25 protein-coding genes are annotated in these 23,662 nt (G+C 66.4%); 10 read left to right on the top strand and 15 right to left on the bottom strand.

Annotation, left to right across the window (positions count from 1 at the left end):
* Positions 1 to 90: 90 nt before the first annotated feature.
* A complete protein-coding gene (locus SOM18_RS06305; RefSeq protein WP_031441748.1) occupies positions 91 to 849 on the bottom strand; it encodes a competence/damage-inducible protein A in 759 nt (252 codons plus the stop codon).
* Between the two features lie 52 nt (positions 850 to 901).
* Between SOM18_RS06305 and map the strand changes: the two genes are divergently transcribed.
* Entirely contained in the window at positions 902 to 1,729 is an 828-nt protein-coding gene (gene map, locus SOM18_RS06300; RefSeq protein WP_031441747.1) for a type I methionyl aminopeptidase, read from the top strand.
* 131 nt (positions 1,730 to 1,860) lie between these two features.
* Here map and SOM18_RS06295 read toward each other — a convergent pair whose 3' ends face one another.
* Positions 1,861 to 2,283 (bottom strand): hypothetical protein, encoded by a 423-nt coding sequence (locus SOM18_RS06295; protein WP_031441746.1) that lies wholly within the window; start codon positions 2,281 to 2,283, stop codon positions 1,861 to 1,863.
* A gap of 160 nt (positions 2,284 to 2,443) precedes the next feature.
* On the opposite strand from SOM18_RS06295, the gene purL reads away from it, so the two are divergent.
* The 3 genes from purL (at position 2,444) to bfr (ending at position 5,535) form a co-directional block, all read left to right on the top strand.
* Positions 2,444 to 4,663 carry a phosphoribosylformylglycinamidine synthase subunit PurL gene (purL, locus tag SOM18_RS06290; protein WP_031441745.1) on the top strand — a complete coding sequence of 740 codons (2,220 nt, stop codon included), beginning with the start codon at positions 2,444 to 2,446 and terminating at the stop codon, positions 4,661 to 4,663.
* A gap of 92 nt (positions 4,664 to 4,755) precedes the next feature.
* Positions 4,756 to 4,926 carry a (2Fe-2S)-binding protein gene (locus SOM18_RS06285; RefSeq protein ID WP_037527780.1) on the top strand — a complete coding sequence of 57 codons (171 nt, stop codon included), beginning with the start codon at positions 4,756 to 4,758 and terminating at the stop codon, positions 4,924 to 4,926.
* Between the two features lie 93 nt (positions 4,927 to 5,019).
* Positions 5,020 to 5,535: a bacterioferritin gene (gene bfr / locus SOM18_RS06280; protein WP_042467738.1), complete on the top strand. Its 516-nt coding sequence runs from the start codon at positions 5,020 to 5,022 to the stop codon at positions 5,533 to 5,535.
* A gap of 54 nt (positions 5,536 to 5,589) precedes the next feature.
* Here the strand turns inward: bfr and SOM18_RS06275 are convergent, their stop codons facing one another.
* From SOM18_RS06275 to SOM18_RS06240, 8 genes are all read right to left on the bottom strand, one after another.
* On the bottom strand, positions 5,590 to 6,027 hold the full coding sequence (locus tag SOM18_RS06275) for an Hpt domain-containing protein (protein ID WP_031441744.1): 438 nt from the start codon (positions 6,025 to 6,027) through the stop codon (positions 5,590 to 5,592).
* Positions 6,028 to 6,082: 55 nt separating this feature from the next.
* Positions 6,083 to 6,352, bottom strand: coding sequence for a sulfurtransferase TusA family protein (locus SOM18_RS06270; protein WP_268745777.1), 270 nt, complete (start codon positions 6,350 to 6,352; stop codon positions 6,083 to 6,085).
* 15 nt (positions 6,353 to 6,367) lie between these two features.
* Complete coding sequence (gene der, locus SOM18_RS06265; protein ID WP_031395626.1) at positions 6,368 to 7,756, bottom strand: ribosome biogenesis GTPase Der; 1,389 nt, start codon at positions 7,754 to 7,756, stop codon at positions 6,368 to 6,370.
* Between the two features lie 71 nt (positions 7,757 to 7,827).
* Positions 7,828 to 9,150, bottom strand: coding sequence for a PQQ-binding-like beta-propeller repeat protein (locus tag SOM18_RS06260; protein ID WP_031441742.1), 1,323 nt, complete (start codon positions 9,148 to 9,150; stop codon positions 7,828 to 7,830).
* Entirely contained in the window at positions 9,147 to 9,884 is a 738-nt protein-coding gene (locus SOM18_RS06255) for a tetratricopeptide repeat protein (RefSeq protein ID WP_031441741.1), read from the bottom strand. The genes SOM18_RS06260 and SOM18_RS06255 overlap by 4 nt, the downstream gene beginning before the upstream one ends.
* Positions 9,885 to 9,976: 92 nt before the next feature.
* Positions 9,977 to 10,849, bottom strand: coding sequence for a 3-methyl-2-oxobutanoate hydroxymethyltransferase (gene panB / locus SOM18_RS06250; protein ID WP_037527782.1), 873 nt, complete (start codon positions 10,847 to 10,849; stop codon positions 9,977 to 9,979).
* Positions 10,850 to 10,929: 80 nt separating this feature from the next.
* Positions 10,930 to 11,211 (bottom strand): DUF427 domain-containing protein, encoded by a 282-nt coding sequence (locus SOM18_RS06245; RefSeq protein WP_320481459.1) that lies wholly within the window; start codon positions 11,209 to 11,211, stop codon positions 10,930 to 10,932.
* An 11-nt stretch (positions 11,212 to 11,222) separates the two neighbouring features.
* Entirely contained in the window at positions 11,223 to 11,579 is a 357-nt protein-coding gene (locus SOM18_RS06240; protein WP_031441738.1) for an ArsC family reductase, read from the bottom strand.
* A gap of 257 nt (positions 11,580 to 11,836) precedes the next feature.
* Between SOM18_RS06240 and SOM18_RS06235 the strand changes: the two genes are divergently transcribed.
* The 5 genes from SOM18_RS06235 (at position 11,837) to SOM18_RS06215 (ending at position 16,913) form a co-directional block, all read left to right on the top strand.
* Complete coding sequence (locus tag SOM18_RS06235) at positions 11,837 to 12,067, top strand: hypothetical protein (RefSeq protein ID WP_152555547.1); 231 nt, start codon at positions 11,837 to 11,839, stop codon at positions 12,065 to 12,067.
* A 69-nt stretch (positions 12,068 to 12,136) separates the two neighbouring features.
* Entirely contained in the window at positions 12,137 to 14,212 is a 2,076-nt protein-coding gene (locus SOM18_RS06230; RefSeq protein ID WP_320481458.1) for an NAD(+) synthase, read from the top strand.
* Between the two features lie 120 nt (positions 14,213 to 14,332).
* Complete coding sequence (locus SOM18_RS06225; RefSeq protein WP_235188456.1) at positions 14,333 to 15,103, top strand: CDP-alcohol phosphatidyltransferase family protein; 771 nt, start codon at positions 14,333 to 14,335, stop codon at positions 15,101 to 15,103.
* A 15-nt stretch (positions 15,104 to 15,118) separates the two neighbouring features.
* On the top strand, positions 15,119 to 16,210 hold the full coding sequence (locus SOM18_RS06220) for an inositol-3-phosphate synthase (protein ID WP_031396675.1): 1,092 nt from the start codon (positions 15,119 to 15,121) through the stop codon (positions 16,208 to 16,210).
* A 1-nt stretch (position 16,211) separates the two neighbouring features.
* Positions 16,212 to 16,913: an NTP transferase domain-containing protein gene (locus SOM18_RS06215; protein WP_031441735.1), complete on the top strand. Its 702-nt coding sequence runs from the start codon at positions 16,212 to 16,214 to the stop codon at positions 16,911 to 16,913.
* A gap of 16 nt (positions 16,914 to 16,929) precedes the next feature.
* On the opposite strand, the gene SOM18_RS06210 is transcribed toward SOM18_RS06215, so the two are convergent.
* On the bottom strand, positions 16,930 to 18,198 hold the full coding sequence (locus tag SOM18_RS06210; RefSeq protein ID WP_031441734.1) for a M24 family metallopeptidase: 1,269 nt from the start codon (positions 18,196 to 18,198) through the stop codon (positions 16,930 to 16,932).
* Between the two features lie 72 nt (positions 18,199 to 18,270).
* On the opposite strand from SOM18_RS06210, the gene SOM18_RS06205 reads away from it, so the two are divergent.
* Complete coding sequence (locus SOM18_RS06205) at positions 18,271 to 19,608, top strand: dicarboxylate/amino acid:cation symporter (RefSeq protein WP_031441733.1); 1,338 nt, start codon at positions 18,271 to 18,273, stop codon at positions 19,606 to 19,608.
* A gap of 56 nt (positions 19,609 to 19,664) precedes the next feature.
* Here the strand turns inward: SOM18_RS06205 and SOM18_RS06200 are convergent, their stop codons facing one another.
* From SOM18_RS06200 to SOM18_RS06185, 4 genes are all read right to left on the bottom strand, one after another.
* Complete coding sequence (locus SOM18_RS06200; protein ID WP_031441732.1) at positions 19,665 to 20,300, bottom strand: glutathione S-transferase family protein; 636 nt, start codon at positions 20,298 to 20,300, stop codon at positions 19,665 to 19,667.
* A complete protein-coding gene (locus SOM18_RS06195) occupies positions 20,297 to 21,154 on the bottom strand; it encodes a class I SAM-dependent methyltransferase (protein WP_042467728.1) in 858 nt (285 codons plus the stop codon). The genes SOM18_RS06200 and SOM18_RS06195 overlap by 4 nt, the downstream gene beginning before the upstream one ends.
* Positions 21,155 to 21,413: 259 nt before the next feature.
* Positions 21,414 to 22,487, bottom strand: a complete 1,074-nt coding sequence (recA, locus tag SOM18_RS06190) for a recombinase RecA (RefSeq protein WP_031396669.1) — start codon at positions 22,485 to 22,487, stop codon at positions 21,414 to 21,416.
* Positions 22,488 to 22,800: 313 nt separating this feature from the next.
* Entirely contained in the window at positions 22,801 to 23,658 is an 858-nt protein-coding gene (locus SOM18_RS06185) for a 4-(cytidine 5'-diphospho)-2-C-methyl-D-erythritol kinase (protein ID WP_031441730.1), read from the bottom strand.
* Positions 23,659 to 23,662: the final 4 nt, after the last annotated feature.

The raw sequence follows: 23,662 nt of genomic DNA, 5'->3' as shown, positions 1-23,662 counted from the left end.
GTATTTTTACGAAGGCTGACGGGTATTGCCGTGCTTTGCAAGCGGCTTGGCCCAATGGCCCGTCCACCAGCGTGGAGTACGCCCGCGGCGTCAGATGCCTTCGGGTGTCACCACGCGCCCGGTCGCCTCGAGCGCGCCGACCAGATCGGCGATGCAGCGATCGACCAGCGCGGCATCCGCACTGCGCACGACGAAATTCGCGCCCGTCCGGCCGTCGCGGAAAAACGGGTAGCTGCCGACCGCGACGCCGTCATGCGCCTTCTCGGCATCGCGCAGCAGGTCGGCGACTTCGCTCTCCGCCACCCAGCAGCCGATCGTCTTCGACACGACCGGGCGTCCGCCCTCGAGCGTGCCGGTGAGCGCGTCGAGCATGCCGGCGGTGATGTGCGGCACGCCCGCCATGATGAAGATGTTTCCGATCCGGATCCCCGGCGCGCCCGATACCTTGTTGTCGATCAGGTCCGCACCGACCGGCACGCGCGCCATCCGCGCACGCGCTTCGGTGAGCCCGCCGCGGGTCGCATAATAGGCCTCCAGCACCGCCATCGCGCGCGGATGATGCTCGACCGCGACACCCAGCGCCTCGGCGATCGAGTCGACGGTGATGTCGTCATGCGTCGGGCCGATCCCGCCCGTGGTGAACAGATAGTCGTTGCGTGCGCGCAGGGTGTTCACCGCCTCGACGATCGCCTCGGTCCGGTCGGCGACGACGCGCACCTCGGCCAGCCGGATGCCCTGCACATTGAGCCAGGCCGCGATCTGCGCGACGTTCTTGTCCTGCGTGCGGCCCGACAGGATCTCGTCGCCGATGATCGTCAGTGCGGCCGTCCAGATGCGTTCCTGTGTCATGGCCCTTCGCATAGCCTCGCAAAAGTTGCGCCGCCACGCTATATCGCTCGCCATGACCGAATATGTAACCGTCACGTCCGACGCGCCGGACGCGCGCACCGGCGCCATCAAGCTCCACGGCCCCGCTGCCTTTGAAGGCATGATGAAGGCCGGGCGGCTCGCCGCCGAAACGCTCGACATGATCGTGCCGCACATGGTGCCGGGCGTGACCACTGCCGAGATCGATCGGCTGATCTACGACTTCGTCACGGCCGCCGGCGCGGTGCCGGCGACGCTCGGCTATCGCGGCTATACGCATAGCGTCTGCATCTCGATCAACCATGTCGTCTGCCACGGCATCCCGAGTGAGAAGGCGCTGAAATCGGGCGATATCGTCAATGTCGACGTCACGCCGCTGCTCGACGGCTGGCACGGCGACACGAGCCGGATGTACCTGATCGGCGACGTGCCGATCAAGGCGCGGCGCCTCGTCGAGGTGACCTATGAATGCCTGATGCTCGGCATCGAGCAGGCGAAGCCCGGCAACCGCATGGGCGACGTCGCGCATGCGATCCAGCGCCATGCGGAAAAGCACCGCTACGGCGTGGTCCGCGATTTCTGCGGGCACGGCGTCGGCCGGCTGTTCCACGATGCGCCCGAGGTCGTCCATGTCGGCAAGCCCGGCACCGGCCCCGAACTGCGTCCCGGCATGATCTTCACGATCGAACCGATGATCAACATCGGCCGCCCCGACGTTAAACTACTCGACGACGGCTGGACCGCGGTGACACGCGACCGTTCGCTGTCGGCGCAGTTCGAGCACTCGATCGGCATCACCGAGACCGGCTGCGACATCTTCACGCTCAGCCCCAAAGGTTACACGCAGCCGCCCTACGGGTGATACGCACGGGAGGGGGGCGCGATCGCCCCCCGTCATCCTGACAAAAGTCAGGACCCAGAGCCGCAAGGCGCGTACCTCGTTACCCTAGATCCTGACGTCCGTCAGGATGACGACGCAAAGTGGGATGACGACTACAGGTCGCGGCAGAGGATCGCAGCCTTCCGCAACTCCACCTCGGCGCTTTCACCGGCGGCCGCATCGCCCTTCGCTTCGCCACCCTTGGTCTGCACCGTCAGCTCGACCGGCCCCTCGATCCGGCACAGGATACCCTTGGGCGACTGGCTGCAGGCCTTCGTCGCCTTGTCATAGGCCGCCTGGGTCTGCTCGCCCGACGGCCGGACCATGAACGACACCATCGACGACCCGCCGAACAGATGCGATCCGAGACCCATCGTATTGACGCGCCATTCGGTGGCCCGCGCGGGCTTTGATCCGGCCTGTTTCATGTTGAGTTTGGGAGCAAGCCGCTCGCAGAAACTCGCCGGTGCCTGCGCGGGCAGTTGCGTCGCCGTGCTCCCCAGCGCCGCAATCGCCAGTATCGACGCGATCTTCATTTACACCCCCCGAATGACGACCGCCCTGCCATATACCGGGCGGTATCGACGGGAAGTCTGACGCCGTTTCATGACATGGCAATTGCACGTCGCCAGTCGCTCGCGCTTCGAGCAGGATCGACGCTGGCAAGTCGCCCCCCACCCCGCTAAAGCCCGCCCCATGACCGAGATCACACCGCAGATCGTCGCCGACCACGGCCTGTCCCCCGAAGAATATGAGCGCGTGCTCCACGCGATCGGCCGCGAGCCCAATCTCGTCGAGCTTGGCATCTTCTCGGTGATGTGGTCCGAGCATTGCAGCTACAAGTCGAGCAAGATCCACCTGATGAAGCTGCCCACCAAGGGCGAACGCGTCATCTGCGGCCCGGGCGAGAATGCCGGCGTCGTCGATATAGGTGACAACCAGGCGGCGATCTTCAAGATGGAGAGCCACAACCACCCGTCCTACATCGAACCCTATCAGGGCGCGGCCACCGGCGTCGGCGGCATCCTGCGCGACGTCTTCACGATGGGCGCGCGGCCGATCGCCAACATGAACGCGCTGCGCTTCGGCCGGCCCGATCACCCCAAGATGCGGCACCTGATCTCGGGCGTGGTCCACGGCATCGGCGGCTATGGCAATTGCGTCGGCGTGCCGACGGTCGGCGGCGAGGTGAATTTCCACAGCGCGTATGACGGCAACATCCTGGTCAACGCGATGACCGTCGGGATCGCCGATCAGGACAAGATCTTCTATTCGGCCGCCAGCGGCATCGGCAATCCGATCGTCTATGTCGGCTCCAAGACCGGTCGCGACGGCATCCACGGCGCGACGATGGCGAGCGCGGACTTCGGCGAGGATTCGGACGCCAAGCGCCCGACAGTCCAAGTCGGCGATCCCTTTACCGAAAAGCTGCTGATCGAGGCCTGCCTCGAACTCATGGCGACCGACGTCATCGTCGCGATCCAGGACATGGGCGCCGCCGGCCTCACCTCCTCGTCGGTCGAGATGGCGTCGAAGGGCGGAGTCGGTATCGAACTCGTCATGGACGACGTGCCGCAGCGCGAAACGGGCATGACGCCGTACGAGATGATGCTGAGCGAAAGCCAGGAGCGGATGCTCATGGTTCTGAAGCCCGGCCGCGAGGCCGAGGCCGAGGCGATCTTCAAGAAATGGGAGCTCGATTTCGCGGTCATCGGCCGCGTGACCGACACCGGCCGCATGGTGCTGACGTTCAGGGGCGAGACCGTCTGCGACATTCCGCTCGGGCCGCTTGCCGACGAGGCACCGCTCTACGATCGCCCGCACGTGCCGACGCCCAAGCCCTCACCGCTCGAAAACGTGCCGCACAGCAACGACATCGCCGCCGATCTGGTGACGCTGATGGGCTCGCCCGACATCGCCTCGCGCCGCTGGATCTGGGAGCAGTATGACCACATGGTCGGCGCCGACACCGTCCAGCGCCCCGGTGGCGACGCTGCCGTCGTCCGCGTCCACGGCACGCAGAAGGCGCTGGCGATGACCACCGACTGCACGCCGCGCTATTGCTTTGCCGATCCCGTCGAGGGCGGCAAGCAGGCGGTCGCCGAGGCGTGGCGCAACCTCACCGCGGTCGGCGCGCTGCCGTTGGCAGTCACCAACTGCCTCAACTTCGCCAACCCGCAGCGGCCTGAGATCATGGGCCAGATCGTCGGCTGCCTCGAGGGGATGAGCGACGCGTGCATCGCGCTCGACTTCCCGATCGTCTCGGGCAACGTATCGCTGTACAATGAATCCAAGGCGACCGGCGGCGGCTCGGCGATCCTGCCGACGCCCGCGATCGGCGCAATCGGCCTGCTCGCCGACTGGCAGAAGAATGCGACGATCGCCTTCAAGGGCTCGGGCGACATCATCCTCGCGGTCGGCACGCGGCACGGCCATCTCGGCCAGTCGCTGTGGCTGCGCGAATGCCATGGCCGCGAGGAAGGCCCCCCGCCTGCGGTCGATCTGGCAGCGGAGCGCCGCGTCGGCGACCTCATCCGCAACGCGATCGCCGAGGGCCAGCTGTCGGCGGTCCATGACGTCTCGGACGGCGGCATCGCCGTGACCCTGGCCGAAATGGCGCTCGCAGGCGGCATCGGCGCGATGATCGACCGCAAGCAGCCCTTCGACTGCGCGCGTGCGTTCTTCGCGGAAGACCAGGGCGTCTATATCGTCACCGTCGAGGATCACGCGCTGCTCGACTTCCTCGGCGCCGCGCATGCGGCCGATGTCGAGGCCGAACCGCTCGGCCGCACCGGCGGCAAGCGCCTGATCTTCGAACGCCCCGACCGCGACGACGTGATCGCACTCGACACGCTGCGCGCCGCGCATGAGGGCTTCTTCCCAACGCTGATGGGGGCAGACGCCGCGCTGGCCTGACCCGCCATGCAGCGTTAGTTGCGAATCACACGCAAAAGCGCTTGCGACTGTTTCGCATTATCGCTAATTGGAGCTCTCACGAGGGAGCTTCCATGGTCGTCTGCGTCTGCAATGCCATTCGAGAATCCGACGTCCGCAGCTGCGCGCGGGGCGGGTGCACGACGCCCTGCCAGGCGTTCCGTTCGCTGGGTCGTCAGCCGAAATGCGGTCAGTGCACGTCGGTCGCCCGGGCGATCATCAACGAGGAACGCGCCGCAGCCTGACCTGGCGCGGCGCCACACGGCGCGATCCCGTCGCCCTTGCCGCCACGAACGTAAAACCGCTACATGCCGCTCAGAGGTGACGGAGTTATGGCAATGCGCGGCGATCCCACGGTAATTGATTTCCTGAACGAGGCGCTCAAGAACGAGTTGACCGCGGTCAACCAATATTGGCTCCATTATCGGATGCTCGAGCATTGGGGCGTCTACAAGCTCGCCCAGTATGAGCGCATGGAGTCGATCGACGAGATGAAGCATGCCGACTGGTTGTCGGAGCGCATCCTGTTTCTCGATGGCCTGCCCAATTTCCAGCTGCTCGGCCGCCTGCGCATCGGCGAGACCGTCGAGGAGGTTCTGAAGTCGGACCTCGCGCTTGAGGTCGAGGCGACTATCCAGCTGAAGAGCGCGATCGCCTATTGCGAAGAGGTGAAGGACTATATCAGCCGCGACCTGTTCGCGCGCATCCTCGCCAGCGAGGAAGAGCATGTCGACACGATCGAACGCCAGTTCGAGATGATCGCGCGGATGGGCATCCACAACTACATCCAGCTCAACTCGATCTCCGAGCATGATTCGCCCAAGGCCGGCGCAGCACCCTATCTGAAGGGCTGAACCCGTCTGCCGGTCGTCGTCCGCGGCGACCGGCAACGCGCGCCGGCAGTGTGCTTATTCGGCGCCGAACCCCGATGGGACGGCACGCCGCCCGAACCCGCCCGCGGCGGGACGGCGAGGGACCAGCGGATTGGCCTCGCGCTCGAGCAGCGTCAGGGTCTCGCCGAACAGCGGCCGCAACCGTGCGACATGCTCGAGCGCGGCATCCGGGGTATCGTGAAGCTCGACACAGTCGCGTGCGATCGTTTCGATCGTCTCGGCGAGATCGGCCAGCGGCTCGGCGCCGAACTGGCGCGCCTCGCCCTTAAGGGTGTGGGCTGGAATGATCAGCGCCGCCGCGCTACCGGCGCGCATCGCCGCCTCGATCGCGGCGACCGACTTCACCCCGTCTTCGCGGAAATAGCCGAGGATGCGGATGAACCCGCCGCCAAGCTCGCTGCGGGCCTGTTGAAACGCCGGCCAGTCGACCAGGGTGTTTCCTTCGAATGACACTGACGCCTACTCCCGTTTGGCCGGCCCGCCATGAACGTCGACGGTCAGCCTATCGCTATTCCGTAAAGACATTGTTGCTGTCGGACCCGCGTGTCACGACAAATATTGGCGCGACTGGATCGGAAATGATCGCCATGTCCGCGCCCGCCGCCGCGGCGACCGCCGCCAGCTCGGCAGGCGCACGCGGATCATCGGCGCGGACCTCGATCCGAACACTGGCCGACATCCCGTCCGAGCCTGATCCCTCGCCCGCCTGACGCAGCGTTCTGGCCAGCCGCATCGCGGGCCAGGGGCACCGCATGCCCCGCGCGTCGATCCGGACCACCCCGGACGCCACCGTTTAGTAGCCGCCGCCGCCGCCGCGATTATCGTCGTACGGGTTCTTCGGCGCGCGGAACATCAGCCGGACCGGCACCGCGCCGAAGCCCAGATCCTTGCGCATCGAATTGACCAGATAGCGCTCATAGCTCGCCGGCAGCTGGTCGACGCGCGTGCCGAAGATCACGAAGCTCGGCGGACGCGTCTTGACCTGCGTGACATAGCGCATCTTGATCCGCTTGCCGCCCGGGGCCGGTGGCGGCGTCGCCTCGATCGCGCGTTCGAACCAGCGGTTGAGCTCGCCGGTGCCGACGCGCTTCGACCAGGCGTCGCGCGTGTCGAAACACGCCTGGAGAAGCTGGTCGATGCCCTTTCCGGTCGCGCCTGACACGGTCATCACGGTGACGCCCTTGACCTGGCTGAGGCCGTCCTCGAGCGCGCGCTTGACGCCGTTGAACAGCGACGACGCGCTTTCCGCGATATCCCATTTGTTCAACGCGATGACGAGCGCACGACCCTCCTGCAGCACCTTGTCGGCGATCCGCAGGTCCTGCGCCTCGAGCCCCAGCGTCGCGTCGAGCAGCAGCACGACGACCTCGGCGAAGTCGACCGCGTGCAGCGCGTCCTCGACCGACATCTTCTCGAGCTTGTCCTGGACCTTGGCACGCTTGCGCATGCCCGCCGTATCGATCAGCCGCACCTTGCGCGATTCGCCGCCGGTCGGATGCCAGTCGTAATCCACGCTGATCGAGTCGCGCGTGATGCCGGCCTCGGGACCGGTGATCATCCGGTCTTCGCCGAGGATGCGGTTGACCAGCGTCGACTTGCCCGCGTTTGGACGTCCGACGATCGCGAGCTTCAGCGGCCCCTCATATTCATTGTCGGGCTGTTCCTCCGGAACCTCGTCCTTGCCTTCGAGCAGCGGGAGCAATGCCTCGAACAGGTCGCCCATGCCCTCGCCATGCTCGGCGGACAGTTCGACAGGATCGCCGAAGCCGAGCGCCAGCGACTCGAGCACGCCGTCATTGCCCGCGCGGCCCTCGGCCTTGTTGGCGACGAGCACGACCGGCACGTCGGCGGTGCGCAGCCAGCGGGCGATCTCCTCGTCGAGCGGCACGATGCCTGCGCGTGCGTCGAACAGGAACAATGCGACATCGGCCTGGCCGACCGCAGCCTCGGTCTGCTGACGCATCCGCCCGGGCAGCGTCTGCGCGTCGTGATCCTCGTATCCGGCGGTATCGATGATGCGGAAATCGAGCCCGATCAGCGACGCATCGCCCTCGCGGCGATCGCGCGTGACGCCGGGCCGGTCGTCGACCAGCGCGAGCTTCTTGCCGACGAGGCGGTTGAACAGGGTCGACTTGCCGACATTGGGGCGGCCGACGATTGCGACCACAGGGAGTTTGGACATGCCGTGCCCTTAGCGCGGGAACGCTCCGTCGTCACCTGTTACCCCTCTCCCGCCGGGAGAGGGGTGATGGCTCACCGATAGGCGGTGATCTTGCCCTTCTGGTCGAGCGTGTAGAGCGTCGAGTTTGCGACGATCGGCGGCAGCGTGAAGGTCGTCTTGGTCTCGATCGTGCTGCCGACCGCGCCATCGCCCGGATTGACCGAAACGATCTCACCGCGCGAATTGGTCAGGATCAGGCGACCGCCCGCCAGGATCGGGCCATACCAGGTCACCGGCCCCTTCTTCTTCTTCTCGTTATCGAACCGCTGCAGCTGCGCGATCCAGCGTGCCTTGCCGTTCGACCGCGACAGGCAGACCAGCCGCGCATCGTCGGTGACCACGAACAGCCATTCGCCCGCGATCCAGGGGGTCGAGATGCCCGCAAAATTCTGTTCCCAAAGACGCTGGCCGGTCGAAAGTTCGAGTGCGACCATGCGCCCGCCCTGCCCGACCGCATAGACACGGCCGCCATCGATGACCGGGGCGGCGTCGATATCCGACAGGCTCGACACCGATGTGGTGATCGACGTGCGCGACAAGGCGTCCTGCCACAGGATACGGCCATTCTCGTAGCGATAGGCGCTGAGCTCGCCGCTCGAGAAGCCCGAGACGACGGTGCCCTGGCTGACCGCCGGTGCCGCGACGCCGAACACGCCCTGCGTCTCGAGCGTGCCCGACTGGACCCACTGGACCTTGCCGTCACCCTGGTTGAGCGAGAAGATCTGGTTGTCCTGCGTCAGGACATAGACCGCACCGTTCGACACGGTCGGCGAGCCGCGCAGCGGGCCGCCGGGCTTGGCCCGCCACAGGATCGCGCCATCCGACGCGTTCATCGCGACCACGTCGCCGACGCCGTCGGTCGCATAGACCTTGCCGTCGTCATAGCTCACGCCACCGCCGAAACGCGCGGACTGGTTGATCTTGCCCTCGGTGATCGGCGTCGTCCACAGGGCTGCGCCGGTGTCCGCCTTGAAGGCATGCGCGACGCCGTGCACGTCCATCACGAACAGCTTGTTCTCGCCAACGACGGGCGGCGCGGCCATGCGTTCGCGGTTGGAGCCACCGTCGATCGACGCCTGCCAAGCCTTGGTTGGCTGCGCGGCGAGCGCAAGCTGGCCCATCGACTTGGCGGGATTGCCGCCCGGCTGTGCCCAGGCGTCGTTGACCGAGGGGGCCGGCAGGAGGACCTGGACATCGGCGATCGTCGCGTCGGTCTCGACCCCGTTTTCGGAGGTCAGGATCGATACCCGGTTTCCGACCGTCGGGGTCTTCTTGACGCCACCCTTGAAAATGCCGCAGCCGCTCAAGGCCATGAGCGCAGCCACCGCGACCGTCACCCGATAAGACTTCGTCATTGCGCGTTGGTATCCTCGTTTGATGCAGCAGCAGCGGCGGTCCCGGCCGTCCCGGTGCTGGCAACGGCGTCGACGCCCAGTACACCGGCCATCTGAACAGCGCGTTGACGAATCGTCTCGGGCACGCCGGGATCGGCCGCGATCTGGCCGAAAAGCGTCCCCGCCTGCTTGGTCTGGTTCATCCGGACATAGGCGACCGCGACCATCTCGCCTGCGCTGCCGAGCCAAGGGTTGCCCGTGACCGCAAGCGGACGCAGCCGCTCGACCACGACCTGCGGCTTGAGCGTGTCATATTCCGCCGACGTCTGCCGAACCAGCGCAAGGTCGCGGAACGGCTTGGCGACCGACGTGTCCGCAGCGATCGCTGCCAGCTTGGCCGCGGCGCCCTTCATATCCTCTTTCTGGAGAAGGATATCCGCTTCCGTGAACCGCGCCAGCGCGCTGTACCCGGCACGGTCGGACGCAGCGAGCTTGGTCAGCGTCGTGTTCGCCTCGGCGACCTTGTCCGCGGCCAGCGCGTCATAAGCGGCCTGGAGCTGCTCGCCCTCGACACCCGCCTGGGTTTCCGTGCGGTGCTGATAATAGAGGAATCCGGCCAGCGCGACGAGTGCTGCGACCACCCCGAGCGCCACCCATTTGCCCCAGGTCGTCCAGAAACCCGCGAGCTGATCGCGGCGCAGTTCTTCGTCGACCTCGCGGAGGAACGCTTCATCGGTTTTCGGCGGCAGGGCCAAGGGTGACTCCGGAGACAAAGGGAGGAAAGGATATCGGGGGATGGTGGAATGGCGCGGACCTTAGCCGCCACGCGTCCGAAACAAAAGCCGGATCAATCCACCGTGCCGGCGCGCGGCGCATAGCTCTGGTCGGGTCCCGGAAAGGCACGACTGCGAACCTCGTCGGCATAGGTCTCCGCCGCGCCCGAGATCTTGCCGGCGAGATCCTCGAACCGCTTCACGAACTTGGCGGTACGGTCGAACAGGCCGAGCATGTCCTCGGCAACAAGCACTTGGCCGTCGCACTCGACCGATGCGCCGATGCCGATCGTCGGACAGGCGACCGCGCGCGTGATCTCGATCGCGATCGGCTCGACCACGCCCTCGATCACCAGCGCGAATGCGCCCGCCTCAGCGACCGCCTTGGCATCCGCGACGATCTTCGCCGCCTCCTCGGGCGTACGGCCGCGCGCGCCATAGCCGCCCAGGACGTTGACCGCCTGCGGGGTGAGGCCGACATGCCCCATCACCGGAATCCCGCGCTCGACCAGGAACCGTACGGTCGGCGCCATCGCGGTGCCGCCCTCGAGCTTCACCGCCGCCGCACTGGTCTGCTTCAGCAGCCACGCGGCGCTTTCGAACGCCTTTTCGGGTGATGCCTCATAACTGCCGAACGGCATGTCGATCACGACCACCGCATGATAGCTGCCGCGCACCACCGCCGCGCCGTGCGCCGCCATCATCTCGAGCGTGACCGGCACGGTCGAGGGCAGGCCGTAGATCACCTGCCCCAGGCTGTCGCCGACCAGCAGCATGTCGCAGTGTGGATCGAGCAGCTGCGCATTGCGCACCGTATAGGCGGTGAGCATGACGAGCGGCACCTGCCCCTTTTGCCGGCGGATCGCGGGGATCGTGAGGCGCTTGAGCGGGGCGGGCGTCGGGTTGGCGCGACTCGTCGCGGTGTCGAGCGTGTAGGTCGTGGACATGGGCGCGCGTTCTAGCGAAGCCGATGCCGCTCGCCCAGCCCGTCCCGTCGCGCCCGCCCGACACCGGCGACGGCCGCGGCTCAGCCGACCGTCACGCCCTTCCAGAAGGCATAGCGATCCTTGATCTCGGCCGCGGCGGATTTGGGATCGGGATAGTACCAGACCGCATCGAAGTTGCGCTTGCCGTCGACGACCAGCGTCTTGTAGCGCGCGGTACCCTTCCACGGGCAGTTCGACTGCGTCGCGCTGTCTTCGAGCAGCGCCGGATCGACGCTGTCCGCGGGGAAATAGTGATTGCCCTCGACGACGACGGTATCGTCGGACCGGGCGATCTCTTGGCCGTTCCATGTAGCGACAGGCATGCTCGTCTCCTTCAGGCGTTCCCCAGCCCCGCCGCCTCATACCGCTCGGCGCTGAAGCCGACCAGCAGCGTCGCACCGGTATCGAGCACGGGACGCTTGATCATCGACGGCTGTGCCAGCATCAGCGCGACCGCCTTGTCCGCGTCCAGGTCGACGCGGTCAGACTCGGGCAGTTTCCGGAACGTGGTGCCGGCGCGGTTGAGCAACGGCTCCCACCCGACCCGGCCGATCCAGTCGCGCAGCCGTGCGTCCTCGATTCCGGCGGTCTTGTAGTCATGAAACACATAGGCGACGTCATGCGCATCAAGCCACGCACGCGCCTTCTTCATCGTGTCGCAGTTCCTGATCCCGAACAGCGTGATCGTCAAAATCGCTTCCCCATAAAACACCCTGCCACGCACCCCGCGCGCCATCGCCTGTCAGTCCCGATAGCAGATCTGCCTGCCGATCGCGCAATGGCGGCCACGGTGCTGATTTTTGCCAGGGACGGTGGAACCTCGACGCCGCGAAATGGCTGTACGATGTACGGAATGACCAAGACAAGTTGCGGACATAGAAGGCTTTTCGGCGGGTTGCTGTGAAAGACCCGTCGGGTCCGATGACGGCAGGCGATGGGAGCGGGATGATGACGGACAAGGCTGCAGAAGCGCGACAACTGAACCTCCTCACCCTGTTATTCGCGATCCTCGCATTTGTCGGCATTCTCGCGCTGGGGAGTGTCGACGCGAAGACGAAGCAGCAGCGGTACCGGATTGCGAAGACCTATCAGATCTCCGAACGGCAGAAGCTCGAACGCCGGCGCGCCCGTGCCGTGCAGGGGGTCATTGCCTCCACGTCTGCGCAGAGCGCCCCCTGAGGCAGCCTCAGCATATCCGGCCGGTGAAGCCGGTAGCATGAACTGCCCCGCGCGTTTAACGATGGGGGCATGACGCACCCATTCTACGCGATCCACACGCACGGCCTGATCCGGGTTGCCGCAGCGACCCCGCGGGCATCGGTCGGGGACACCGCCGCCAATGCCGCGGCAACGATCGCACTGGCGACGCAGGCGGATGCGCAGCATGTCGACCTCGTCGTCTTTCCCGAACTCAACCTCACCTCCTACGCACTCGACGACCTGCATCTGCAGACCGCGCAGCAGCGTGCGACGCTGGCGGCGATCGATAGCGTCGTCGCGGCGAGTGCGACGCTGCGGCCGGTGCTGCTGGTCGGCGCGGCGCTGGTGCGCGCGGGGCGGCTGTATAATTGCGCGGTGGCGATCGCGCGCGGTCGCGTGCTCGGGGTCGTGCCCAAGACCTTTTTGCCCAATTACCGCGAATTCTACGAAAAGCGCTGGTTCGCGAGCGGAGCGGGACTGACGGGGCTGTCGATCGAACTCGGCGGCGAGTCCGTGCCGTTCGGCAACGACCTGATCTTTGCGGCGCGCGACCTGCCCGGCTTCGTGGTCCATGCGGAGATCTGCGAGGATTACTGGGCCCCCACCCCGCCATCGACCGCGGGTGCGCTGGCCGGTGCTCTGATCTGCTGCAACCTGTCCGCGTCGAACATCGTCATCGGCAAGGCGCGCGAGCGCGAGATGCTGGCGGCGGCGCAGTCGGCGCGCGCGGTATGCGCCTATGTCTATTCCGCGGCGGGCCCGGGCGAGAGCACGACCGAGGTCGCATGGGACGGCCAGGGGCTGATCCACGAGCTCGGCGAACAGCTTGCCCAATCACGCCGCTTCGCGACCGAGCCGGATCTGGTCGTCGCGGACGTCGATTGCGAGCGGATCGCGCAGGAACGGCTGCGGACCGGCACGTTCAACGACGCGGCGACGTTTGCGGGGCATCCCGAGACGCGCGTCCGGCGGATCGCGTTCGATCACCTGCCCGATCCTGCCGTCGCGGACGTCGGGCTCGAACGCGTCGTCCCCCGCTTCCCGTTCGTCCCCAATGATCCCGCCCGCCGCGACGAGGATTGTTACGAAGCGTTCAACATCCAGGTGGAGGCGCTGGCGAAGCGGCTCGAGGCGGCGCACGCCCGCACGCTGGTGATCGGCGTGTCGGGCGGGCTCGACTCGACGCATGCGCTGATCGTCGCGGCCAAGGCGATGGACCGGCTTGGCCGCCCGCGTGCCGACATCCTCGGCTTCACCATGCCCGGCTTCGCGACGGGCGAGGGCACGAAGGCGAATGCCTGGGCGCTGATGCGCGCGCTGGGCATCACCGCGGAGGAAATCGACATCCGCCCCGCGGCGCGGCGCATGCTCGAGGACATGCGGCATCCCTTTGCCGATGGCGCCCCGGCATATGACATCACCTTCGAGAACGTCCAGGCGGGGTTGCGGACCGATTATCTGTTCCGTCTCGCCAACCAGCGCGGCGGGATCGTGGTCGGCACGGGCGACCTGAGTGAGATGGCGCTGGGCTGGTGCACCTACGGCGTCGGCGACCAGATGAGCCATTATGCGGTCAACGCGGGCGTGCCCAAGACGCTGATACAGTTCCTGATCCGCTGGTGCATCCGGACCGGCCAATATGATGCGGCAACCGATGCGATCCTGTCGACGATCGTCGCGCAGGAAATCTCTCCCGAACTCGTCCCCGCGGGTACGGACGGCGCGCTGCAAAGCACCGAATCGATGATCGGGCCTTATGCGCTGAACGATTTCTTCGCGCACTACGTGATCCGCTATGGCCTCGCGCCGTCGAAGATCGCGTTTCTCGCCTGGCATGCCTGGCGCGATGCGGAGAGCGGGGCATGGCCCGCGGACCTGCCGGCGACTGGGCGCGTCGCCTATGACCTGCCGACGATAACCGCATGGCTCGAAAGGTTTCTTCAGCGCTTTTTCGCGACGAGCCAGTTCAAGCGCTCCGCGCTGCCGAACGGGCCAAAGGTCTCGGCGGGCGGCGCATTGTCGCCGCGCGGCGACTGGCGCGCACCGTCGGATGGAACCGCGCAGGTCTGGATCGACGAATTGCGCTCAGCCGTTCCGCGGGCCGAGCCGGGCGACCTTGCATAAATCGCGTGCCGCGCGCATTATGAAAATCCTATGACAGTGGCTCCACCGGATGGATCGCGCGATCGCCGGATCGAGATCCCATCTAACCTTTGGCTGATTCACCCGGCAGGCCGCGCGCTTTTGCCCCTCGCACTCGCGCGTCGCATCTCGGCGAACACGGTGTCGGTGGCGGGACTGGTCCTGGGGGGCGCTGCTGCGCTGGCCTATACGCATTGGGGCAATCCCGCTTTGGCACTGGTCGGCCTGGCCCTGTCGATCGGGTGGCTGATCGCCGATGGTCTGGACGGCATGGTCGCCCGCGCGACCAAGACCGCGAGCCCGCTCGGGCGGATGCTCGACGGTCTGTGCGATCACGGTGTGTTCGCGCTGATCTACATCTCGCTCGCCCTCACCATCGACACGCCAGAGGCCTGGATGCTCGCGGTTGCGGCCGGTGGCGCGCACGCGGTGCAGTCGAACATGTACGAGGGTGAGCGCTCGCGCTTCCATCGCCGGATCCGCGGTGTCGCACTCGACGCGCCGCCCGTGCCGACCGGCAACGCGCTTGTCCGCTTTTATGACGGGGTGGCCGGCAGCATCGACCGGATCGCGATGCCGTTCGAACGCACGCTCGGTCAGGCCAGCGATCCTGTCGCGCTTGGCCAGAGCTATGCCGCGCGCGCAGTGGCGCCATTGCGCTTCATGGCCTTGCTAACCGCGAATGTCAGAGTATGGGCGATCTTCGTCGCCTGCTTTGCGGGCAACCCGCGCATCTTCTGGTGGTTCGAGATCGTCCCTCTGACGCTCGTCGCCATCGTCGGGCTCGTCTGGCACCGTCGTGTCGAACGGGCTTTCGTCCGTAATACCACACCGCCGCGATCGAAGACCGCGTCGCGCATGCATCTTTCGTAAGGAACAGGGTCAGTAATGAATAGCATTCGGATCGCCGTGGTCGGCATCGGCAACTGCGCGAGCTCGCTCGTCCAGGGTCTCGAGCATTATCGCGAGGGGGCAAACGACCAGGTCGGCCTGATGCATTTCGATATGGGTGGCTACAAGCCAAGCGACATCAAGGTCGTCGCGGCGTGGGACGTCGATCGTCGCAAGGTCGGCAAGGACGTCGCCGAGGCCATCTTCGCCAAGCCCAACTGCACCGCAGTGTTCGCCCCCAATGTCGGCAACACCGGCACCATCGTGAAGATGGGCAAGACGCTCGACGGCGTCGCCGACCACATGTCGGACTTCAAGGACGACCGCACCTTCCTCCTCGCCGACGCCGCAGAGCCGACGCGTGAGCAGGTCATCGCGGATCTGAAGGCGTCGGGCGCCGACGTCCTGATGAACTACCTGCCGGTCGGTTCGCAGGAAGCGACCGAATTCTATGCCGACTGCGCGATCGAAGCGGGCGTGGCGTTCGTCAACAACATCCCCGTCTTCATCGCATCGAACCCCGTCTGGGCGAAGAAGTTCGAAGACGCCGGCGTCGCGATCATCGGCGACGACATCAAGGCACAGCTCGGCGCGACGATCGTCCACCGCGTGCTGACCGACCTGTTCGCCAAGCGCGGCGTGAAGCTGGATCGCACCTACCAGCTCAACACCGGCGGCAACACCGACTTCCTCAACATGTCGAACCATCGCCGTCTCGAGTCGAAGAAGATCTCGAAGACCGAAGCCGTCCAGTCGGTCGCGGCCGAGCGGATGGATGACGACAACGTCCATATCGGCCCGTCGGACTATGTCCCCTGGCAGAACGACAACAAGGTCTGCTTCCTTCGCATGGAAGGCCAGCTGTTCGGCGGCGTGCCGATGAACCTCGAGCTGCGCCTGTCGGTCGAGGATTCGCCCAACTCTGCGGGTGTCGCGATCGACATGATCCGCTGCGCGAAGATCGCCAAGGATCGCGGCATCGCGGGCGTGATCGACCCTGCATCGGCCTATTTCTGCAAGCATCCCCGCACGCAGATGACCGACGATCTCGCGCAGATCGAGGTCGAGCGGTTCATCAAGGCCGCCTGACATGATCGAGACGGCTGTCATCCTCGCCGCCGGGGAGGGCAGCCGTCTACGCGCCTCGGCGCCTTATAAACCCCTCTGCCCGGTCGCTGGCCGCCCCCTCATCGCGCATGCGCTCGAGGGTCTTGCGGAGGCCGGCCTCAAGCGTGCGATCGTCACGCTGAGTTACGGCCGCGATGCGATCGAGGCCTATCTCGCCAGCCGCGCCTGGCCGCTCCATGTCGAAACCGTCCTGGCGGACCACCGCGAGCCCAATGGCGTATCGGTGCTTGCCGCGACAGACGCGTTGGCCGGTAAGGACGCGGTTCTCGCAATGTGCGACCACCTCGTCCTCCCCGCGCTGTATCGCCGCATGGCCACCGCCGGATCGGGCAACGGGCTTAGGCTCGGCATCGACCGCCGGCTCGGCCATCCCTGGGTCGACCCCGAAGACGTCACGTGTGTCGCGACCAACGGGTCGGCGATCGTCGCGATCGGCAAGGGCCTCGAACCGCATGACGCCTATGATACGGGCGTTTTCGCGATCTCGCCGCGCCTCGGCGCCGCACTCGCCACGCTGGCGAGTCCCTCGCTGACCGAAGGCGTCCGCATGCTCGCCACGGAGAACCGTGCCGAGACCGTCGACTGCAGCGACATCGACTGGATCGACGTCGACGACGCAGCCGCCCTTGCACATGCCGAGCGCTGGATGAGCCAGGCCGCCTGAGCAGACCCCGGGCTCGTCAGCCCAGCGGTCGGTCGAGCGACGTGGGAGGCACGCTGAACCAGCTCGGCCCCGCTTCGGTCATGTGGAAGCAATCCTCGATCCGGATGCCATAGCGCCCGGGGATGTAGATGCCGGGCTCGTCGCTGAAACACATGCCCGCCGCGAGTTTCGTCGTCTCGCCCCGTACCAGATTGACCGGTTCGTGCCCGTCCATGCCGATCCCGTGCCCCGTCCGATGCGACAGCCCGGGCAGCTTATAGCCCGGACCATAGCCCAGCGCCTGGTAATGCTCCCGCACCGCATCGTCGACGCTGCCCGCGGTCGCGCCGATCCGCGCGGCGGCAAACGCGATCTGCTGACCGCGTATCGCCTGGTCCCAGGTCTTGCGCTGGTCGGCGGTAGCCGATCCGTGAACCCAGGTGCGCGAGACGTCGGACTGATAGCCCTGCACGGTGCACCCGCAATCCATCAGCACGACCTGCCCGTTCGCGACGCGGTGGATCTCGCGGCTGCCATGCGGATAGGCCGAGGCTTCGCCGATCAGCGCCATCGAGAATTCGGGCGCCCCGCCGAGCTTCCGCGTCGCGGCCGTCATCAGCGCGCCGATCTCGGGACCGGTCATGCCCGTCTCGACCCGCGCATGGGTCCATCGATAGGCGGCGAGCGTGACGTCCGTGGCCGTCTGCATCAAAGCGATCTCGGCAGGCGTCTTGATCATCCGACAGCCGCGCACGACCGGATTGGCCGACACGATCCGTGCCTCCGGTACCAGCCGACGGAGCGCGTCGATGGCGAAGAATCGCATCGTCTCCTCGATCGCGATCGGCCGCGCAATCAACCGGCGATCGCGCAGGAAGCCCGCCACCACCGCGAGCGGGTTTTGGTCCTCCTGCCAGACGCGAACCTCCGCCGGCACCGCGAGTGTCTCGCGCACCGACGGCTCCTCGAAGAACGGCGTGACGATACAGAGCTGCCCCTCGACCGGCAGGATCGCGGCGGTCAGCCGCTCGCTCCGGCTCCAGCGGACACCGGTGAAGTAGAGCATCGACGACCCCGGCTCGATCAGTACCGCGCCGATCCCTGCCGCCTTCATCAGCGCCTGGGCGCGCGAGAGCCGGGCGGCGCGCTCGTCCGCATCGATCGGCTTGGCACCCCCGGTGAGATCGGACAGTGCCGACAGGTCGGGTTCTGCCGCGCGCAGGACCGCGCCGATCGACAGCAGCGGGAGCGCGGCGGCGGCACCGAGGAGCGTGCGCCTGGTGGGTAATTCGGGAGAGATTGCCATGTCGGGACGATAGGGTCCTTGACCCGGGCGCCGCAATCCCCTTCCCTCGTGCGCGAGTTTCGGGAGCGTTTAATGGCCAAGCGGCTAACCTATTATATCCTGTTCGGGCTGGTCGCGGGCATGGCCGTCGGCTGGATCCTCAACGCGTCGATCGACGACGGCAGCGCGCAATCCGCCGCGCAGTTGAAGGACATTGCCGGCTATTTCTCGATCGTCACGTCACTGTTCCTGCGGCTGATCAAGATGATCATCGCGCCCTTGGTCTTCTCGACGCTGGTCGTCGGCATCGCGCATATGGGCGATACCGGCGCGCTCGGCCGCGTCGGCCTGCGCAGCCTCGGCTGGTTCATTTGTGCGAGCCTGTTGTCGCTGACGCTCGGCATGATCCTGGTGAACGTGCTGCAGCCAGGCGTCGGCCTCGCGCTCGCCATCCCGCCGGCGACCGCGTCGAGCGGCGTCGACCGAGCCGCATTCGATCTCGCCAAGTTCATCACCCATATCGTTCCCGACTCGATGATCTCGGCGATGGCGAGCAACGAGATTCTTCAGATCGTCGTCTTCTCTGTGTTCGTCGGCGTCGCGATAACCGCGGTCGGCGAAAAGGCCGCCCCGCTCGTCAAGGCGATCGAGGCGCTCGTCGCGGTGATGCTGCAGATCACGAATTACGTGATGCGGTTCGCGCCGTTCGCGGTGTTCGCCGCGGTGACCGCGACGCTCGCCGAACGGGGCCCGAGCATTCTCGGCGATCTCGGCTATTTCATGCTGACCTTCTATCTCGGGCTGGCGCTGCTCTGGCTGATGCTGATCGGCATCGCCTTCCTGCTCATCGGTCCGCGGACGCGGCTGCTGGTGCGCTATATTCGCGACCCGCTGATCCTCGCCTTCTCGGCCGCGTCATCGGAGGCGGCCTATCCGCGCACGCTCGAGGCGCTCGACCGGTTCGGCGTGCCGCCGCGGATCGCCAGCTTCGTGTTGCCGCTCGGCTATTCGTTCAATCTCGACGGGTCGATGATGTACATGACGTTCGCGTCGCTGTTCATCGCCCAGGCCTACGGCATCGACATGCCGATCGGGCAGCAGATCGCCATGCTGCTCGTCCTGATGGTCACGTCGAAGGGCATTGCCGGCGTGCCACGTGCCTCGCTGGTGGTGATCGCCGGGACGCTGTCGATGTTCAAGATCCCGGAGGCCGGCATCCTGCTCATCCTCGCAGTCGATCACTTCCTCGACATGGGCCGATCGGCGACCAACGTCATCGGCAATGCGGTCGCCGCGACCGTGGTCGCAAAATGGGAGGGCGGGCTCGACGAGCGCGAACCCGCCGACCGCGACCCGCCGCACGCACCGACCGGGCATGGCCCGAAGGTGAATGTCGACAGCTATGAGAAGATCAAGCCCGGCCAGGCCTGAGCGGCACGGGACGTCAGGAGGCGGTCGGCCCGCCCGCCTCTTGGCGTGTGCCCGGGTCAGGCATAGGCATAGGGGCCGCCCTTTTGCAGGCCCGCCTGATAGGCCGGTCGCGCATGAACCTTGCCGAGCCAGGCGATCGTCGCGGGGCGTGATTCGTCGAGCCCCGCACGGCTGCGCGCCGCTTCGAGCGGAAAGCTCATCATGATGTCCGCCGCGGTCATCTGATCGCCGGCAAACCAGGGGCGTTGCGAGAGCTCTGCCTCGACGTAATCGAGATGGACATCGATCATCGGCTGGATGCGCTTCAGCGCGATCTTCCCCATCACCGGAATCTTCGCGAGCACCAGCTTGAGCAGCAGCGGCGGCATCATCGAGCCTTCGGCATAATGCAGCCAGAACCGATAGCGCAGCGCATCCGCGCGCTTGGCGGGGGCCCCGAGCCGACCGTCCGCCTTGTCGACGAGATACTCGACGATCGCGCCGGTTTCCGCCACGACCCGGCCACCTTCGACGTCGCGATCCTCGATCACCGGCGACTTGCCGAGCGGATGGACCGCCTTCAGTTCCGGGGGTGCGAGCATCGTCTTCGGATCGCGCGCATAGCGCTTGATCTCATAGGGCAGCCCAAGTTCCTCGAGCATCCACAGGATCCGCTGCGATCGCGAGTTTTCGAGATGGTGGACGGTGATCATGGCAGGCTCCCTTGGCTGTCGCGCGCCGGGTGCGCCGTCCATATCCAGGCGGCGGCCGGAAATTCGACCGCATCCCCGGTCAGACGATCGACGCACGCGCTGGTCAGACGCGCCAGCGCCCGTTCGCGTTCCGCGCCGTGCGTGTCGCGGATCCGCGACGCCGCGGGGCCGATCCGGCGGAGATAGTCGACCGCGTCCGCCACCGGATCCGCGCCGCCTCCCGCGCGATAGCCGAAGTCGACACGCTGTGGTGTCGTCGCGCGCCACCCGGCCTGCTTCAGCAGCTCCGCGACATAGGCGGGATCGGCAAAGGCAAAGGGCCCCGGCGCGGTCATGGCCCCCGTCGGTCCGGATGCGTCATCCGCACCCGCAACGGTTTCCACCGCCCAGCGATTGGCTGCACGCTCGGCAAAGCACGAGAAGACGAGCGCGGCGCCGGGGGCGGCGGCCTTAGCGAGCAGGGCAAAGGCGGCCACCGGATCGGCGAAAAACATGACCCCATGCCGCGAGACATAGAGGTCGATCGGCGCATGCGTCTCGACGCTCGCCGCGACGTCGGCGCAGCGGAACACGACATTGGTCAGGTGCCCCGCGCGGTGGTTCGCCACTGCGATCAGCGTCGGCGAAAGATCGATGCCGATCACTTGCCCGTCCGGCAGCGCCTGCGCGCTGGCCAGCGACGTGGCGCCGGCGCCGCAACCGATATCGACAACAGTACGAGTCTGCGGGCCTGCCGCCGCAAGGATCGCGGCGTTTAGTACGGGCGCAAGCCCCTCGAAGCTGCGGTCGGTACGGCGCCATTCCGTGGCCCAGGTGTCGCCGACGCGTCCGGTCCAGTCTCGATCACTGGTCATGATTGGCCATATCGCATGGTCGAACTCCCGTCTGTGCGCACAAGATCAGCTCTTGTGGCGCGTTTGACGCAAGTCGTGAAGCATATGCCCGCTAGGGCTCACTGGATTTCCGGACGATCGCCCAACACGCGTCCCGCTGCGGCCCATCAGCTCAACCAGGCGAGACGAGACCCGCCCGAACCATCAGCCCTGGACGCTGCCTCGCCCTGTCACAGGACGCGGAGCCCTTCCCCGCGAGGAAAAGGGCTCCGACTCTCACTCAGGCGTCGTCTTCGGCGTCGGGACCGACCATCATTTCCTCGGCGACCTTGTCGGTGCGCGCGCGGATCTGCTTTTCAAGACGATCGGCGGTCTCGGGATTGTCCTTGAGGAAGGTCTTCGAATTCTCGCGACCCTGACCAAGCCGGACGCTGTCATAGCTGAACCACGCACCCGATTTCTCGACCAGCCCGGCCTTCACGCCGAGATCAAGGATCTCGCCGAGCTTGGACACGCCCTGCCCGTACATGATGTCGAATTCGACCTGCTTGAACGGCGGCGCGACCTTGTTCTTGACGACCTTCACGCGTGTCTGGTTGCCGGTGACCTCGTCGCCCGCCTTGACCGCACCGATGCGGCGAATGTCGAGACGGACCGAGGCGTAGAACTTCAGCGCGTTGCCGCCCGTCGTCGTCTCCGGGTTGCCGTACATGACGCCGATCTTCATGCGGAGCTGGTTGATGAAGATCACCATGCAACGCGACCGGCTGATCGAACCGGTCAGCTTGCGAAGGCTCTGCGACATCAGGCGCGCCTGAAGCCCGACATGGCTGTCGCCCATCTCGCCCTCGATTTCGGCGCGCGGCACGAGTGCTGCGACCGAATCGACGACGAGTACGTCGATCGCGTTCGAGCGGACCAGCGTGTCGACGATCTCGAGTGCCTGCTCGCCGGTGTCCGGCTGCGACACGATCAACTCGTCGATGTTGACGCCGAGCTTCTTGGCATAGACCGGGTCAAGCGCATGCTCGGCGTCGACGAACGCGGCGGTGCCGCCATTCTTCTGCGCTTCGGCAATGACGTGGAGCGCGAGCGTGGTCTTGCCCGAGCTTTCCGGACCGTAGATCTCGATCACGCGGCCACGCGGCAGGCCGCCGACACCGAGCGCGATGTCGAGCCCGAGCGAGCCGGTCGAGATCACCTCGACCTGCATCGTCTCCTTCGAGCCCAGACGCATCGCCGAGCCCTTGCCGAACGCGCGGTCGATCTGCGCGAGTGCGGCATCGAGCGCCTTTTGCCGGTCGTTGGTTGCTGTTGCCATGCCGGTGTCGATCACTTTCAGATTAGCGGCCATCGATAAGCTCCCATCGCTAAAGCAAGCGCGCGTGCCATTCAACGCGTCAAACGCCATGTATTGCTTTTGTTCTCACGGAACAAGTGCGGAACATCCGGGAATGTGAAAAAGGGCGGCCGCCTTTCGGTGACCGCCCTCCCATCATGGGTCCGCTTCGGCGTCTTGGGAGAAACCTTGGGCCGGTCGGCAAACCGTGGCGCCGATCCGGTAGTGGACATCCCGATTTGACGCTTCCGACTGGTGCGATGCAATCGATTTTATAGCGTCCGGAGTCCCAAAGCCGAACAGTTTCGAAGCGGCAGTTGAACTGTGTTCAGCGCAGCGTGCACGCCAGCGTCCACCAGCCTTGCGCAGCGGCATCCGTCGCCGCGGAATCACGGGCCGCGATGCTGTCGAACAGCGCAAAGCAGGTCGCCCCCGATCCCGACATGCGCGCGAGCAGCACGCCCGGCGCTGCGTCGAGGAGCGCGCGCACCCGGGCAATCTCCGGCGCGATCGCGCAGGCCGGCGCCTCGAGGTCGTTCCGCCCGGCAATCGCGCGTTCGAGCAGCGGCCCCTTGCCGAGCGGCCCGCGGTCGATCCCGTCCCACGCGCCAAATACCGCCGCGGTCGACACCGCCACGCGCGGATTGACGCACAGCAACGGCGTTCCCGCCAGCCCGTCGACCTCGACGAGCGTGTCGCCGCGCCCGGTCCCGAACGTCGTCCGGTTGACGAGGCACGCGGGCACGTCCGCACCCAGTCGGGCGGCAATGTCGTGGAGAGCCGGATCCTGCACCGCGACGCCGTGCAACCGCGCCAGCGCGCGCAGCGTCGCCGCGGCATCGGCGGAGCCGCCACCGATCCCCGATGCGATCGGCAGTCGCTTGTCGAGCGTGATCGCGTGGTGCGCGGCGATCCCGAACGTCGCGACGAACGCGTCCGCTGCGGCCGTCACGAGGTTGCCGTCCCATGGCGCGGCGTCGGTGCCCCCCGCCGCCGGACGCAATGCCGCGGCGAACGGCCCGATGATGGCAAAGCTGTCCGCGTCCGCCGTGCGCACCGTGACGACGTCGCCATGCTCGGCAAAGGCAAACAGCGTCTCGAGCTCGTGATAGCCGTCCGCGCGGCGGTGACGCACATGCAGCGCGAGATTGATCTTGGCAGGTGCGGTTTCGGTCGTCGTCGGCATCGGG

Source organism: Sphingomonas sp. CFBP9019, from assembly GCF_034045155.1.
GTDB classification, from domain to species: Bacteria; Pseudomonadota; Alphaproteobacteria; order Sphingomonadales; family Sphingomonadaceae; genus Sphingomonas; species Sphingomonas aerolata.
The sequence above is the reverse complement of the archived record's forward strand: the minus strand, read 5'-3'. Positions and strand labels throughout refer to the sequence as shown.

Excerpts from the sequence above, each read along its gene's own strand:
- SOM18_RS06185 (WP_031441730.1), bottom strand. The coding sequence starts at position 23,658 with ATGCCGACGACGACCGAAACCGCACCTGCCAAGATCAATCTCGCGCTG.
- SOM18_RS06245 (WP_320481459.1), bottom strand. The coding sequence starts at position 11,211 with ATGCCTGTCGCTACATGGAACGGCCAAGAGATCGCCCGGTCCGACGAT.
- SOM18_RS06205 (WP_031441733.1), top strand. The coding sequence starts at position 18,271 with ATGGCCAAGCGGCTAACCTATTATATCCTGTTCGGGCTGGTCGCGGGC.
- SOM18_RS06220 (WP_031396675.1), top strand. The coding sequence starts at position 15,119 with ATGAATAGCATTCGGATCGCCGTGGTCGGCATCGGCAACTGCGCGAGC.
- bfr (WP_042467738.1), top strand. The coding sequence starts at position 5,020 with ATGCGCGGCGATCCCACGGTAATTGATTTCCTGAACGAGGCGCTCAAG.
- SOM18_RS06285 (WP_037527780.1), top strand. The coding sequence starts at position 4,756 with ATGGTCGTCTGCGTCTGCAATGCCATTCGAGAATCCGACGTCCGCAGC.
- panB (WP_037527782.1), bottom strand. The coding sequence starts at position 10,849 with ATGTCCACGACCTACACGCTCGACACCGCGACGAGTCGCGCCAACCCG.
- SOM18_RS06260 (WP_031441742.1), bottom strand. The coding sequence starts at position 9,150 with ATGACGAAGTCTTATCGGGTGACGGTCGCGGTGGCTGCGCTCATGGCC.
- recA (WP_031396669.1), bottom strand. The coding sequence starts at position 22,487 with ATGGCCGCTAATCTGAAAGTGATCGACACCGGCATGGCAACAGCAACC.
- map (WP_031441747.1), top strand. The coding sequence starts at position 902 with ATGACCGAATATGTAACCGTCACGTCCGACGCGCCGGACGCGCGCACC.
- SOM18_RS06235 (WP_152555547.1), top strand. The coding sequence starts at position 11,837 with ATGACGGACAAGGCTGCAGAAGCGCGACAACTGAACCTCCTCACCCTG.
- SOM18_RS06210 (WP_031441734.1), bottom strand. The coding sequence starts at position 18,198 with ATGGCAATCTCTCCCGAATTACCCACCAGGCGCACGCTCCTCGGTGCC.
- SOM18_RS06230 (WP_320481458.1), top strand. The coding sequence starts at position 12,137 with ATGACGCACCCATTCTACGCGATCCACACGCACGGCCTGATCCGGGTT.
- purL (WP_031441745.1), top strand. The coding sequence starts at position 2,444 with ATGACCGAGATCACACCGCAGATCGTCGCCGACCACGGCCTGTCCCCC.
- der (WP_031395626.1), bottom strand. The coding sequence starts at position 7,756 with ATGTCCAAACTCCCTGTGGTCGCAATCGTCGGCCGCCCCAATGTCGGC.
- SOM18_RS06215 (WP_031441735.1), top strand. The coding sequence starts at position 16,212 with ATGATCGAGACGGCTGTCATCCTCGCCGCCGGGGAGGGCAGCCGTCTA.
- SOM18_RS06305 (WP_031441748.1), bottom strand. The coding sequence starts at position 849 with ATGACACAGGAACGCATCTGGACGGCCGCACTGACGATCATCGGCGAC.
- SOM18_RS06200 (WP_031441732.1), bottom strand. The coding sequence starts at position 20,300 with ATGATCACCGTCCACCATCTCGAAAACTCGCGATCGCAGCGGATCCTG.
- SOM18_RS06195 (WP_042467728.1), bottom strand. The coding sequence starts at position 21,154 with ATGACCAGTGATCGAGACTGGACCGGACGCGTCGGCGACACCTGGGCC.
- SOM18_RS06295 (WP_031441746.1), bottom strand. The coding sequence starts at position 2,283 with ATGAAGATCGCGTCGATACTGGCGATTGCGGCGCTGGGGAGCACGGCG.